Raw genomic sequence first — 245 nt, 5'->3', positions numbered from 1 at the left:
GAAGGTGCGGCTGGATCACCTCCTTTCTAAGGAGTACGAAGAACGACAGTTCAATTAAAATTCTTAGTTTTATCACTATATGGGCCTGTAGCTCAGCTGGTTAGAGCGCACGCCTGATAAGCGTGAGGTCGGAGGTTCGAGTCCCCCCAGGCCCACCAATACAACATTAGAAACCTGACAATTAAAGAGAAATATATTTCTGGTCAAGCGACCAAGGGCATAAGGTGAATGCCTTGGCACTGAGA

General features: G+C 46.9%; 1 tRNA gene. It reads left to right on the top strand.

Annotated elements, in window-relative coordinates:
* The first annotated feature begins 81 nt into the window (after positions 1-81).
* Positions 82-158: transfer RNA gene (locus VJI93_RS09165), tRNA-Ile, on the top strand.
* Positions 159-245 lie beyond the last annotated feature (87 nt).

Source organism: Parvimonas sp. M20 (assembly GCF_035282425.1).
In the GTDB taxonomy this organism is placed as follows: domain Bacteria; phylum Bacillota; class Clostridia; order Tissierellales; family Peptoniphilaceae; genus Parvimonas.
Note: the sequence above shows the minus strand (reverse complement) of the source record. Positions and strands in the feature narration are given on the sequence as shown.